11 protein-coding genes are annotated in these 13608 nt (G+C 65.0%); 8 read left to right on the top strand and 3 right to left on the bottom strand.

Going from position 1 to position 13608, the window contains the following annotated elements:
* Positions 1-49: 49 nt before the first annotated feature.
* The 3 genes from A9973_RS31170 (at position 50) to A9973_RS15975 (ending at position 1667) form a co-directional block, all read left to right on the top strand.
* On the top strand, positions 50-379 hold the full coding sequence (locus tag A9973_RS31170; protein ID WP_255469182.1) for a hypothetical protein: 330 nt from the start codon (positions 50-52) through the stop codon (positions 377-379).
* Positions 373-621: a hypothetical protein gene (locus A9973_RS31165; RefSeq protein ID WP_255469181.1), complete on the top strand. Its 249-nt coding sequence runs from the start codon at positions 373-375 to the stop codon at positions 619-621. Before A9973_RS31170 ends, A9973_RS31165 begins: the two co-directional genes overlap by 7 nt.
* 80 nt (positions 622-701) lie before the next feature.
* Complete coding sequence (locus A9973_RS15975) at positions 702-1667, top strand: tripartite tricarboxylate transporter substrate binding protein (protein WP_183014723.1); 966 nt, start codon at positions 702-704, stop codon at positions 1665-1667.
* A gap of 76 nt (positions 1668-1743) precedes the next feature.
* Here A9973_RS15975 and A9973_RS15970 read toward each other — a convergent pair whose 3' ends face one another.
* A complete protein-coding gene (locus A9973_RS15970) occupies positions 1744-2193 on the bottom strand; it encodes an Lrp/AsnC family transcriptional regulator (RefSeq protein ID WP_169271862.1) in 450 nt (149 codons plus the stop codon).
* Positions 2194-2323: 130 nt separating this feature from the next.
* Between A9973_RS15970 and A9973_RS15965 the strand changes: the two genes are divergently transcribed.
* The 3 genes from A9973_RS15965 to A9973_RS15955 all read left to right on the top strand — a co-directional run bounded on the left by A9973_RS15965 (position 2324) and on the right by A9973_RS15955 (position 10284).
* Positions 2324-5830 (top strand): indolepyruvate ferredoxin oxidoreductase family protein, encoded by a 3507-nt coding sequence (locus tag A9973_RS15965; protein WP_183014722.1) that lies wholly within the window; start codon positions 2324-2326, stop codon positions 5828-5830.
* A 302-nt stretch (positions 5831-6132) separates the two neighbouring features.
* On the top strand, positions 6133-9063 hold the full coding sequence (locus A9973_RS15960; protein ID WP_183014721.1) for a ribonucleoside-diphosphate reductase subunit alpha: 2931 nt from the start codon (positions 6133-6135) through the stop codon (positions 9061-9063).
* Positions 9064-9084: 21 nt separating this feature from the next.
* On the top strand, positions 9085-10284 hold the full coding sequence (locus A9973_RS15955) for a ribonucleotide-diphosphate reductase subunit beta (RefSeq protein WP_105559328.1): 1200 nt from the start codon (positions 9085-9087) through the stop codon (positions 10282-10284).
* 86 nt (positions 10285-10370) lie between these two features.
* Here A9973_RS15955 and A9973_RS15950 read toward each other — a convergent pair whose 3' ends face one another.
* On the bottom strand, positions 10371-10514 hold the full coding sequence (locus A9973_RS15950; RefSeq protein ID WP_183014720.1) for a hypothetical protein: 144 nt from the start codon (positions 10512-10514) through the stop codon (positions 10371-10373).
* A gap of 194 nt (positions 10515-10708) precedes the next feature.
* On the opposite strand from A9973_RS15950, the gene A9973_RS15945 reads away from it, so the two are divergent.
* Together A9973_RS15945 and A9973_RS15940 are read left to right on the top strand one after the other, a co-directional pair.
* Entirely contained in the window at positions 10709-11419 is a 711-nt protein-coding gene (locus A9973_RS15945; RefSeq protein ID WP_183014719.1) for a histone H1-like DNA-binding protein, read from the top strand.
* A 132-nt stretch (positions 11420-11551) separates the two neighbouring features.
* Entirely contained in the window at positions 11552-12112 is a 561-nt protein-coding gene (locus tag A9973_RS15940; RefSeq protein WP_183014718.1) for a YggT family protein, read from the top strand.
* A gap of 34 nt (positions 12113-12146) precedes the next feature.
* Here A9973_RS15940 and A9973_RS15935 read toward each other — a convergent pair whose 3' ends face one another.
* Complete coding sequence (locus A9973_RS15935; RefSeq protein ID WP_183014717.1) at positions 12147-13595, bottom strand: D-alanine--poly(phosphoribitol) ligase; 1449 nt, start codon at positions 13593-13595, stop codon at positions 12147-12149.
* Positions 13596-13608 lie beyond the last annotated feature (13 nt).

Here is a 13608-nt window from a genome sequence, read left to right as displayed (position 1 = left end):
GAAAAATAAAGTTTTCTGATCATAGGGTCGCACTTAAGATGGCCGCAAGATGATCGCTGCCGCCCCCTCTCCCGCTTCCGCCCCCGTCGCCACGGACCCGCTGGATTTCAGCCTGGCCGACCGCCTGCCCGCCCGCCGCGCCGGCCAAGGCCGCCTGATTGCCGGCGCGCCGCCGCAAGACGGCCGGCCCGGCCTGCTGTTCGTGCCGGGCGCCTATCACGGCGCCTGGTGCTACGCGCACTATCTGGACTACTTCGCCGCCGCCGGCCTGGCCTGCGCGGCGCTGGACGAATCCGCGCGCGCTTCCTGGCCACGTCGCCCGGCCGCGACGTCAGCGCCGTCACGCAGCGCCTGTGCGCCGAAAGCCCGCAAGTGCTGAATGACCGCTACCTGCTGCGCGTGGCGATCGGCGCCGCCGCGTTCGACGCGCCCGGCCTGTGCCTGGAGGCCGGGCTGGACACCCATGACCGCCATCCGCCCGGGCAGGACCAGGCGATCGCGCGGCGCTACGGTTTTTCCCACGCCGTGCTGGCCGGGCAACCGCACTGCATGATGTATGCGGACCACTGGCGCGTCAGCGCCGGCGCCATCCTGGTGTGGCACCGCGAACAGTTCGGCTGAATCGCCCTCGCACCGCTACAACGACAAAACAACGACACCCGACCGCGCAAGCACGCGGCTAGCGCACTCAGGAGACAAGCATGTCCATACCCCGTTTTCTTCGCCCGGCGTTGATCAGCGCCGGCCTCGTGCTGGCCGCCTCCGCGCAGGCGGCAGGCTGGCCCGAAAAACCCGTGACGATCATCGTGCCGTCCGCGCCGGGCGGCGCTGCGGACCTTACCGCCCGCACCTTCGCCCAATACCTGGGCGAACAGACCGGACAGACGGTGATCGTCGAAGACCGTCCCGGCGCCGGCGGCATCGTCGGCACCAACGCGTCCAAGAACGCGGCAGCGGACGGCTACACCTTCCTCTTGTCCACGAACTCGACGCACGCCGCCAACCAGTTCCTGTACAAGAGCCTGCCCTACGACGCGCAAAAGGATTTCCGGCAGGTCGGCCTGCTGGGCACCTTCGGCACGGTAGGCGTCGTGGCGCCCGGCAGCCCCTACCGCACGGTGCCCGAGCTGGTGGACTACGCCAAGAAGCATCCCGGCGAGGTCTTCTTCGGCTACTACAGCTCGTCCTCGCAGGTGCCGTCCGAACTGTTCAAGCAGCGCGCCGACATCAATATCACTGGCGCGGCCTACAAGAACATCACGCAGATCATCACCGACCTGCGCGGCAAGCAGATCAGCTTCGCGTTCGTGGACTACCTGACCGCCATGGGGCAGATCGACGGCAAGGGGCTCGTCCCCATCGCCGTCACCGGCGCCCAGCCGCACGCCGCCTGGCCCACCGTGCCGACCATGGCGACCTACTACCCGGACTTCGTCGTCGCCGGCTGGCTGGGCCTGTCGGCGCCGGCGAACACGTCGCCGGACATCGTGGCGAAGATGAACGGCTATCTGCAGGCGGCGGTCAAGGACGACGCCACGGCGAAGAAGCTGCGCGCCCTGGGTCTGACCCCGGAATCGATGGACGTGGCCCGTTTCGACGCCTTCGTGAAGGAGGACACGGCGCGCTGGAAGGAATGGATCCGCATTTCGGGCATCCAACCCCAATAAACGCCGATCCATCGCCCGCCTGCGGGTCTTTCACCGCAAACGCCGCGCCCTCTATATATAGAGGGCGCGGTGCGCTTCACAGCGGCAGGCGCTGTTCGTGCTTGATTTCGCGCAGCGCCACGATGGTGCGCGTCTGGCGGATGCCCGGCATGTTGAACAGGAACCGGTGCAGGAAACGGTCGTAGGCCTCGGGGCTTTCCACCAGGATCTTCAACAGGAAATCCGAATCCCCCGTGACCGCATAGCACTCCAGGATCTCGGGCGCGTCGCGCACCGAGCGCTCGAAGTTCTCGACCGTGCTGGAGGCATGCCGCTCCAGGCTGATCTGCGCGAACATGCAGCCCAGCCCCACCTTGCTGCGGTCAACCTGCGCGCTATAGCCCTGGATGACCCCGCTGGCCTCCATCGCCTTCACGCGCCGCCACACCGGCGCGGCCGACAGCCCCACCTTCTCCGACAACTGCTGCGCCGAAGCCCGGCCGTCCTCCTGCAAGGCCTTGAGGATGCCGATATCGGTCTTGTCCATCGCGATGTCTCCTGGTTTTTGTCGAATACGAAATATTCATTGCGTATTATAGGGATAGCACGATCCAAAAACGCAATAAATCGAATGCTCCGCGAACCTATCATGGTGCCAAATACCAGGAGCATTCACTATGGACGGCACGCCCGCCCCCGAACCCCAGCTGGACCTCGACTACCAGCTTGCCGACAATCTGACCCGGGAGTCCGGCCGCATCTTCCTGACCGGCACGCAGGCGCTCGTGCGCATCATGCTGACGCAGGCCCGGATCGACCGCGAACGCGGCCTGAACACCGCCGGTTTCGTGTCGGGCTACCGCGGGTCGCCCCTGGGCGGCGTCGACATGGCGATGTGGAAGTCCAAGAAGGCGCTGGACGCCGGCAAGATCTCATTCCTGCCCGGCATCAACGAAGACATGGCGGCCACCGCCGTCATGGGGACGCAGCAGGCCGGCGTGCGCGCAGACCGCAATGTCGATGGCGTCTTCGCCATGTGGTACGGCAAGGGCCCCGGCGTGGACCGCGCCGGCGACGCGCTGCATCACGGCAATGCCGCAGGCGCATCGCGCCACGGCGGCGTGCTGGTGGTGGTGGGCGATGACCACACCGCCGTCTCGTCGTCGATTCCGCACGCCAGCGAAGCGTCCTTGATCGGCTGGCAGATGCCCATCGTGCATCCCACCTCCATCGACGAATACGAAACCTTCGCGCTGTGGGGCTGGGCGCTGTCGCGCTATTCCGGCACCTGGGTCGCGTTCAAGGCCGTGTCCGAGACCATCGAAAGCGGCCACTCGTTCACGCCTGCCGCCGTGCACGCCTACGACATGCCCGCCGATCCGGACATGCCGCCCGAATCGCTGGAATATTCGGCGCGCGACTTCCTGTCGCTGGCCGTCGAAACGCGCATGAACCTGCGCATGAAGGCCGTGGCCGCGTTCGCGCGCCGCCACAGCATCGACCGCCTGACCTGTCCCGCCCCCAAGGCCACGGTCGGGATCGTGACCGTCGGCAAGGCCCATCTGGACACGATGGAAGCGCTGTCGCGCCTGGGCGTGGACACCGTCACCGCCAATGCTCCCGTGCGCATCTACAAGCCCGGCCTGACCTGGCCGCTGGACGGCGAACGGCTGCTGGAGTTTGCGCGCGGCCTGTCGCACATCCTCGTGATCGAAGAAAAAGGCGCGGTGGTCGAAAGCCAGATCAAGGACCTGCTGTTCAACCGGCCCGACCGCCCCTCCGTCATCGGCAAGAAGGGCTTCGACGGCGAAACCCTGGTGCCGTCCGCCGGCCAATTGCGCCCGTCGCTGCTGGCGCAGCCGCTGGTCGGCTGGCTGACCCGCACGGCGGGCCTGCCGCTGGCCGCGGACCTGGCGGCGTTCGAATGCCAGGCCGCGCTGTCCAACGACGCCGACGGCATGCGCCGCCGCCCCTACTTCTGTTCGGGCTGTCCGCACAGCACGTCGACCAAAGTGCCCGAAGGCAGCCAGGCGCTGTCCGGCGTGGGCTGCCACTACATGGCCGCCTGGATGGACCGCGACACCGGCGGCCTGACGCAGATGGGCGGCGAAGGCGTCGACTGGATCGGCCTGTCCCGCTACACCAAGATGCCGCACATCTTCCAGAACATGGGGGAAGGCACCTACTACCACTCCGGCTACCTGGCGATCCGCCAGGCCGTGGCCGCCGGCGCCAACATCACCTACAAGATCCTGTTCAACGACGCCGTCGCGATGACCGGCGGGCAACCGGTGGACGGGCCGATCTCGGTGCCGCAGATCTGCCAGCAGCTGCGCGGCGAAAACGTGGCGCGCATCGTCGTCACCAGCGACGAGCCCGAAAAGTACCAGGGCGTGGACCTGGGCCCGAACATCCTGGTGCACCACCGCCGCGAACTGGACGCCGTGCAACGCGAGCTGCGAGAAATCCCCGGCGTGACCGTGCTGATCCACGACCAGACCTGCGCCGCCGAAAAGCGCCGCCGCCGCAAGAAGAACCAGTTCCCCGACCCGGCGCGCCGCATGCTGATCAACAGCGCCGTGTGCGAAGGCTGCGGCGATTGCGGCGTGCAGTCCAACTGCCTGTCGGTCGTGCCGCTGGAAACGCCGTATGGCCGCAAGCGCGCCATCGACCAGTCCAGCTGCAACAAGGACTACTCCTGCGCGGAAGGCTTCTGCCCCAGCTTCGTGTCCGTCATGGGCGGCAAGCCCAGGAAGAGCGCGGCGCCCAAGACCGACCAAGAGCGCCTGCAAGGCCTGATCGCGCAGCTGCCGCTGCCCGCCACGCCCGCGCTTGACCGCCCCTACCGCCTGCTGGTCGCGGGCATGGGCGGCACCGGCGTCATCACCATCGGCGCCATCGTGTCGATGGCCGCGCACCTGGAAGGCCTGTCGGCCGCGGTGCTGGACCTGACCGGCCTGGCGCAAAAAGGCGGCACGGTCGTCAGCCACATCCGCCTGGCGCCCGCCGGCGCATCGGCGGGCCCCGTGCGCCTGGACTGGCAGCAGGCCGATGCCGCCATCCTGTGCGACCCGGTGGCCTCGGTGGCGCCGGATTCGCTGGGCGCGCTGCGCCGCGGGCACACGCAAGTCACCGTCAACACCTACGTGGCGCCGGTCTCGGACTTCACCCGCAACCCCGATGCCGCCATGCGCCCCGAAGCGCTGCTGGCCAAGATCCGCCACGCGGCGGGCGAGGCCAACACGGCCGCCATCGACGCGCACGAAGCGGCACTGGCCCTGTTCGGCGACAGCATCCTGTCCAACATGTTCATGCTGGGCTATGCGTGGCAGCGCGGCGGCGTGCCGTTGTCGCAGGCCGCCATCAACCGCGCCATCGAACTGAACGGCGTGGCGGTCGCGGCCAATCGCGCCGCGTTCGACAGCGGCCGCCTGGCGGCGCATCAGCCCGACGCGCTGGACAGCGCGCTGCGCCCGCGCGCCCAGGTCGTGCAGTTGCACGTGCCCGAGACCTTCGAACGCGCCGTGGCGCGCCGCATCGCGGACCTGACCGCCTATCAGAACGCCGGCTACGCCCGCGAATACCAGGACGTGGTCGAGGCCATCGCGGCCCGCGAGCGCGAACTGGCGCCCGATGCCAAGACCCCGCGCCTGGCGATGGCGGTGGCCCGCGGCCTGTTCAAGCTCATGGCCTACAAGGACGAGTACGAAGTAGCGCGCCTGTACACGGGCGAAGCGTTCCAGGCGCAGTTGAAGGGCCAGTTCGAAGGCGACTACAGCCTGCGCTTCCACATGGCGCCGCCGATCTTTGCGCGCAAAGACCCGCGCACCGGCGTGCCGCGCAAGATGACGCTCGGCCCGCGCACCATGACCGCGCTGAAACTGCTGACTCGCATGAAGGGCTTGCGTGGCACCTGGTTCGATCCCTTCGGCCGCACCGCCGAGCGCAAGATGGAGCGCGCGCTGATCGGCGAATACCGCCAGACCATAGACCGGCTGCTTGTAGGGTTGACCCGGGACAAGCTCGCGCAAGCAGCTACAATCGCCGGCCTTGCAGAAACCATCCGCGGCTACGGCCACGTGAAGGCTTCGAACGTCGAGAAGTATCGGACGGAATTGGGTCGATTGATGCAGAGCTATACGGCACCGGCCCCGCGCGACATGCCCCTGCGGAAAACCGCATAAACATTCGCTCTGAGCGGTCCTGTCCTGGGCGCGCCTTACTGGGCGCGCCCAGTGCATTTAGTAACAATCTTTTGTGAGCTTCGTCATATCTTCTTCTTGTCCCTGTAGTTCTCGATCACTAGAATTAGTGTCCAACGAGGGGTGCTACACTATATGTTGTGGTCGCCTAAGCGCTGATTCTCGTCGGCCACGCCTTTTGGACTAGCCCGTCCAAGCGTTCCGACCCCCTCAAAAGATCCACATTCGTACCGGACATGACCGTCGTCATGTCGCTATCTACGCGTTTTCGCACAGGAGCTTCCATGCAGACTACGATCGCCTCTGTGACCCGGCCTTCGGCCGTGCCGCCCTCGCAAACCGATTCCCCTGCCGACGCCAATGGCGGGCAATGGGCCAGCTACAACATCATTCGCCGCAATGGCTCGGTGGTCGGGTTCGAACCCAGCAAGATCGCCATCGCCATGACCAAGGCCTTCCTCGCCGTGAACGGCGGGCAGGGCGCGGCGTCCGCGCGAGTGCGCGAGCTGGTCGAGAACCTGACGGACCAAGCCGTCAACGCGCTGGTGCGCAACCGCCCCAACGGCGGCACCTTCCATATTGAAGACATCCAGGACCAGGTCGAACTGGCCCTGATGCGTTCGGGCCAGCATGACGTTGCCCGCGCCTACGTGCTGTATCGCGAGAAGCGCACGCAAGAGCGCGCCGCGGCCGCTGCCGCCGAAGGGCAGGACAAGGCCGCCGCCGCCCCGCAGGAACACGTGCTGAACGTGACCGACGCCGGCGTGCGCCGCCCGTTGGACCTGGCTGAACTGCGCGCGACCATCGTCGCCGCCGGCGAAGGCCTGGCCGAATTCATCGACAGCGAATCCATCCTGAAGGAAACGGTCAAGAACCTGTACGACGGCATCCCCGTCGACGAAGTGTTCAAGTCCGCCATCCTGTCCGCGCGCGCGCTGGTCGAAAAAGACCCGGCCTACAGCCAGGTCACCGCCCGTCTGCTGCTGCACACGATCCGCAAGGAAGTGCTGGGCGAAGAAGTGTCGCAAGACGGCATGGGCGCGCGTTACGCCGAATACTTCCCCACGTTCATCGCCCGCGGCATCGAAGCCGGCCTGCTGTCGCCCGAACTGGCCAGCTATGACTTGACCCGTCTGGGCAAGGCGCTGAACGCCAAGCGCGACCTGCAATTCGGCTACCTCGGCCTGCAGACGCTGTACGACCGCTACTTCCTGCACATCCGCGGCACTCGCATCGAACTGCCGCAGGTGTTCTTCATGCGCGTGGCCATGGGCCTGGCGCTGCGCGAAGCCGATCGCGAAACGCGCGCCATCGAGTTCTACGAGATCCTGTCCTCGTTCGACTTCATGAGCTCGACGCCGACGCTGTTCAACTCGGGCACGCTGCACTCGCAGCTGTCGTCGTGCTACCTGACCACCGTCTCCGACGACCTGGAAGGCATTTACGACGCCATCAAGGAAAACGCGCTGCTGGCCAAGTACGCCGGCGGCCTGGGCAACGACTGGACCCCGGTGCGCGCGCTGCGCAGCCACATCAAGGGCACCAACGGCGAAAGCCAGGGCGTCGTCCCGTTCCTGAAGGTCGTCAACGACACCGCCGTGGCGGTGAACCAGGGCGGCAAGCGCAAGGGCGCGGTTTGCACGTACCTGGAATCGTGGCACCTGGACATCGAAGAATTCCTGGAACTGCGCAAGAACACCGGCGACGAACGCCGCCGCACGCACGACATGAACACGGCGAACTGGATTCCCGACCTGTTCATGAAGCGCGTCATGGAAGCCGGCGAATGGACGCTGTTCTCGCCGTCCGACTGCCCTGACCTGCACGACAAGGTCGGCCGCGCATTCGAAGAAGCCTACATCGGCTACGAAAACCGCGTCGCCAGCGGCGAGCTCAAGCTGTACAAGAAGATGCCGGCGCTGACGCTGTGGCGCAAGATGCTGTCCATGCTGTTCGAAACCGGCCACCCGTGGATCACGTTCAAGGATCCGTGCAACATCCGTTCGCCGCAGCAGCACGTGGGCGTCGTCCACAGCTCGAACCTGTGCACCGAAATCACGCTGAACACCAACGAATCCGAAATCGCGGTGTGCAACCTGGGTTCCGTGAACCTGGTCGCGCACATGAAGCCGGCTGCCGGCGGCGGTTTCGAACTGGACCACGACAAGATCAAGCGCACCGTCAGCATCGCGATGCGCATGCTCGACAACGTCATCGACATCAACTACTACGCCGTCGAGAAGGCACGCAATTCCAACGCGCGCCATCGTCCGGTGGGCATGGGCATCATGGGCTTCCAGGATTGCCTGCAGATGATGCGCGTGCCGTACGCGTCGCAAGCCGCGGTTGAATTCGCCGACCGTTCGATGGAAGCAGTGTGCTATCACGCCTACTTCGCATCGAGCCTGCTCGCCGAAGAACGCGGCCGCTATCAGTCGTATGAAGGTTCGTTGTGGTCGCGCGGCATCTTGCCGCAAGACACGTTGAAGATGCTGCGCGATGAACGCGGTGGCCATGTTGAAGTCGATGAATCGAGCTCGCTCGATTGGGATACGTTGCGCGCGCGCATCAAACAACACGGCATGCGCAACTCCAATTGCGTTGCAATTGCCCCAACCGCGACTATTTCCAATATCATTGGTGTATCTGCGTGCATCGAACCTACTTTCCAGAACTTGTACGTCAAATCGAATCTCTCCGGCGAGTTCACGGTCGTTAACGATTACCTCGTGCGTGACCTGAAGAAACTCGGTCTCTGGGACGAAGTCATGGTCGCCGACCTCAAGTACTTCGACGGCAGCCTGTCCCGCATCGATCGCGTACCTTCCGAACTCCGCGAACTCTACGCCACCGCGTTCGAAGTCGAACCGAGCTGGCTGGTGGAATGCGCGTCGCGCCGTCAGAAGTGGATCGATCAGGCCCAGTCGCTGAACATCTACATGGCAGGCGCATCGGGCAAGAAGCTGGATGACACCTACAAGCTGGCATGGCTGCGTGGTCTGAAGACGACGTACTACCTGCGTACCCTGGGCGCCACCAGCGCCGAGAAATCCACGGGCCGCGGCGGCGAACTGAACGCCGTCACCGCCGGTGGCCAATCCACGGCTGCGGCTGTGGGCGCCGCACCTGTTTTGCCGGAACCCGAAGTTCTCGGGGCGGTTTGCACCATGCGGCCGGGCGACCCCGGCTTCGAAGAGTGCGAAGCCTGCCAATAACCGCCTCCGGAGAATTGAATCATGATTAATTGGGAAGACGACACCCTCGCCACGCAACCTGCAAAGACCCCCGCACCCGCGGGCGGTGGGCAGGCTGCGCCCGAAGTCCGGGCGGCGACCGGTGTATTCGGCGACACCGCCATGCCCACGCCCGCCGCGCCTGAACACGCGGCAGGCCTGGCCACGAGCGGCGCCGCCACCTCGCAACGTGTAAAGGTTGCTGACAAGCGCATCATCAACGGCGAAACCGACGTCAACCAGCTTGTGCCTTTCAAGTACAAGTGGGCGTGGGAAAAGTATTTGGCCACTTGCGCCAACCACTGGATGCCGCAAGAGATCAACATGTCGCGCGACATCGCCCTCTGGAAGAACCCGAACGGGCTCACCGAGGACGAGCGCCGCATCGTCAAGCGCAACCTGGGTTTCTTCGTCACGGCCGACTCGCTGGCCGCGAACAACATCGTGCTGGGCACCTACCGCCACATCACGGCGCCTGAATGCCGCCAATTCCTGCTGCGCCAGGCATTCGAAGAAGCGATCCACACGCACGCCTATCAATACATCGTCGAAAGCCTGGACCTGGACGAAGCCGAGATCTTCAACGCTTACAACGAAGTTCCGTCCATCCGCGCCAAAGACGAGTTCCTGATCCCGTTCATCGACGCGATCGCGGACCCCCACTTCAAGACGGGCACGCCCGAAGCCGACCAGACGCTGTTGAAGTCCCTGATCGTCTTCGCATGCCTGATGGAAGGCCTGTTCTTCTACGTGGGCTTCACGCAGATCCTGGCGCTTGGCCGCCAGAACAAGATGACCGGCGCGGCCGAGCAGTACATGTACATCCTTCGCGATGAATCCATGCACTGCAACTTCGGCATCGACCTGATCAACACCGTCAAACTGGAAAATCCGCATCTGTGGACGCCGGAATTCCGCGAAGAAATTCGAGAACTCTTCCGCAAAGCGGTCGAACTCGAATACGCTTACGCCGAAGACACGATGCCGCGCGGCGTGTTGGGCTTGAACGCACCTATGTTCAAATCCTACCTGCGCTTCATCGCCAACCGTCGTTGCCAGCAAATCGGTATCGAACCGCTGTACCCGCAGGAAGAAAATCCCTTCCCGTGGATGGCGGAAATGATCGATCTTAAAAAGGAACGCAACTTTTTTGAAACTCGCGTGATCGAATACCAAACCGGTGGCACGCTGAGCTGGGAGTAAAGCAGTTCGTCATCAGGCCCGGCGCGGGCACGCTCCAGAGTGACGGAGCGTCGCGTTCGCGACAGGCTTGATGGCGCTCTCCTCGGTCAGGGTGTTTTGTCGCCGAACTGCTTCAAGGCAAAACGCACCCCCTTGGGGGGCAGCGAGCCGAAGGCGCGGCGCGGAGACATTTCGAACACGTAGAACAAGCGGTCGGCCCAGCCTGTGATCAGGCAGCCGATCGGCGCCATTTGAAATGGCTCGCGCCAAAGGAGCGGGGGCCATATCAAATGGCTGTGCCGAATTCATTAGCGCAAACCGTAGTAGCTGTTGCTCGCACAGAACAGCGGCATGCGCCGATGAATAGCCCGGGCACGGTTCGCCTTGTTGGCGAGTCGGGGCACGGGTTTAAGTTCTGGGACCCCTGAACCTAAGGAGCATGACCATGGCAACAGCCAAGAAAGCCGTAAAGAAAGCAGCGGTGAAGAAGCCCGCCGCCGCCAAGAAGGCAGTCGCTAAAAAGGCCGCCCCGGCCAAGAAAGCCGCTGTCAAGAAGGTAGCAGTCAAGAAAGTCGCAGCCGCCAAGAAGCCGGCTGTGAAGAAGGTTGCCGCCAAGAAGCCGGCAGCCAAGAAGGTCGTCGCCAAAAAAGCGGTAGCCAAGAAGGCCGTCGCCAAGAAAGCGGTAGCCAAGAAGGTTGTCGCCAAGAAGGCGGTTGCCAAGAAGGCAGTAGCCAAGAAGGTCGTCGCCAAGAAGGCGGTTGCCAAGAAGGCCGTCGCCAAGAAAGCGGTAGCCAAGAAGGTTGTCGCCAAGAAGGCGGTTGCCAAGAAGGCTGTTGCCAAGAAAGCGGTAGCCAAGAAGGCCCCCGCCAAAAAGGCCGCTGCCAAAAAGGCGCCTGCTGCCAAGAAGGCGGTTGCCAAGAAGGCCGTAGCCAAGAAGGCTCCCGCTGCCAAGAAGGCTCCTGCTGCGAAGAAGGCTCCTGCTGCCGCCAAGCCGGCTGCTGCTGCCAAGCCCGCCGCTGCCAAGAAGCCTGCTGCCAAGAAAGCCGCTCCGAAGAAGCCCGCTACGCCTCCGTCGTCGACGGCAGCTGCCCCGGGCGCGAAGACCGCGCTGAACCCCGCCGCGTCGTGGCCGTTCCCGACGGGTGGCCGTCCGTAATCAGGACGGTTGAAGCCCTGGCTTCACCAGAGCCGCCCGGCATGCCGGGCGGCTTTTTCGTGCCCGCCGCCGCGGCGCAGAACCGTCATGCCGTGAGACAATTGATTCCTTCTTTTTTCGGTGATCGCGTCCATGCTCGGTGATATCTTCCGCTTTCTCCTCGAAATCGTGTTCACGCTGTTCGGCGCCGCATTGATTGCCCGCGCCTGGATGCACGCGATCCGCCTTCACCCCTTCAACCCGCTTTCCCGTGCGATCTACCAGTTCACGAACTGGCTGGTGATGCCGCTGCGCAAGATCATCCCCGCCGGCAACAAGATCGACTGGACGAGCCTTGTCGCGACCTGGCTGGCCGCGCTGGCCTATATCGTGCTGATCTGGCTGGTGTCCATCGGCGCGCTGATCCCCGCGTCCCTGCTGCCCGCCGCCCTGGGTTCCGCCCTGCTGATGGCCATCAAATGGGCGCTGAACCTGGTGGTGTGGTTGACGCTGATCCAGGCCGTGCTGTCGTGGGTCAACCCGATGGCGCCCATGATGCCATTGCTGCAATCACTGACCGCGCCCATGCTGGACCCGATCCGCCGCCTGCTGCCGCGCACCGCGATCGACTTTTCGCCGCTGGTGCTGCTGATCGTGGCGCAAGTGCTGCTGATGGTGCTGAACAATCTCAGCCAACGCATGATGGGGCTGTAAGGCGCGGGGCATCGTGCCCCGCCCTTCGGATGGGCTACGCCGGGATGCCGGCGTAGATCTCGACCAGCTTCTTGCGGTCGATCTTGTGGTTGTTCGACATCGGCAGCGTCGGGCAAGCGACCAGCTCGGACGGCACCATGTAGGGCGGCAGGCGCTGCGCCAGCCGCTCTTTCCATCCGGCCAGCGCATCAGGCGCCAGGAAGCGCGCGTCCTCTGACGCGTCGCCCGCCCCCGCCACGAAACCAATCAGACGCACCGCCGTCCCGTCCGGCCGCCGCAGGACCGCGCATGCGCCGCCCTCCACGCCCGGCAGGCCATGCAGGGCCTCGTCGATCTCGGCCAGTTCGATTCGATAGCCGTTCAGCTTGATCTGGTCATCCATGCGGCCGCGGCAGAACAGCAGGCCTCCGGCTTCCATCTGCCCCAGGTCGCCCGTGCGGAACGCGCGGCGGCCGTCGGCGTAGGTGTAGAGCTTGGCCTCGTTCAGGTCGGGACGGTTCAGGTAGCCCCGCATGACGTGGTCGCCCACGATGCAGATCTCGCCTTCGTCCACGATCAGCACGCTGTCGGGTTTGGCGTGCCCCACCGGCAGCGGGTCATGCGCGGCCAGGACGGCATCGGTGACTTCGATCCAGGTGGTCGCGACCGTGGCTTCCGTCGGGCCGTAGGTATTCAGGATGACGGCGCCGGGAAAGCGCTGGCGCAGCTTCTTCGCCAAGGCCGAAGGCAGCGGCTCGCCGCAGAACAGGAAGGTGCGCAGCGCGGGCAAGGTGGCCGGCGAGAAATCGCGGTTGGCCAATTGCTGATGCGCGAACGACGGGGTCGACACCCAGACCGTCACGCCGTGCCCGGCCAGACGCGGCATCCACGTGCCCGCGGCCGCGATCTGCTCGCGCGCGTTCAGCACGCAGGCGCCGCCCGAGGCCAAGGTGGCGAACACTTCGTACATGGACAGATCGAAACTGAACGGCGCCTGGTTCATGAACACCGGCGCGTCGCCCAAGCCGAAGCTGCCCAGCATCCAGTCGCCCAGCAGGCCGACGCTTTCGCGGCCGATCTGCACGCCCTTCGGGTCGCCCGTGCTGCCGGACGTGAACATGACATAGGCCAGGCCGCGCTCGGCCAGTTCGGCGCCTTCGCCCGCGCTGAACGTGCCGGACGCGGCGTCGTAGACGGCGGCCGCGCGGACGATCTCGACGATGCGGCGCAGGCGTTCGGCCGGGTAGATGGTGTCCACCGGCACGAACGGCGCGCCGATCAGCAAGGCGCCGACCATCGCGACGAAGAACGACGCTTCCTTATGGCCGTAGATCGCCACCGGCACATCCGGCGCCGCGCCGTTGCCGCGGGCCTCGTCGGCCCAGGCGACGGCTTCCGAGCGCAACTGCGCCCAGGTGAGGTTGCGATCCGCGGCGGCGACGGCCAGCGCGTCGGGCGCCACGCCGGTGTCGACGAATTGGAAAGACTTCAGGTCGAAACGCATGCCGAAACTCCCG

The sequence above is a fragment of the Achromobacter sp. UMC46 genome (assembly GCF_014170335.1).
Classification (GTDB): domain Bacteria; phylum Pseudomonadota; class Gammaproteobacteria; order Burkholderiales; family Burkholderiaceae_B; genus Achromobacter.
Note: the sequence above shows the minus strand (reverse complement) of the source record. Positions and strands in the feature narration are given on the sequence as shown.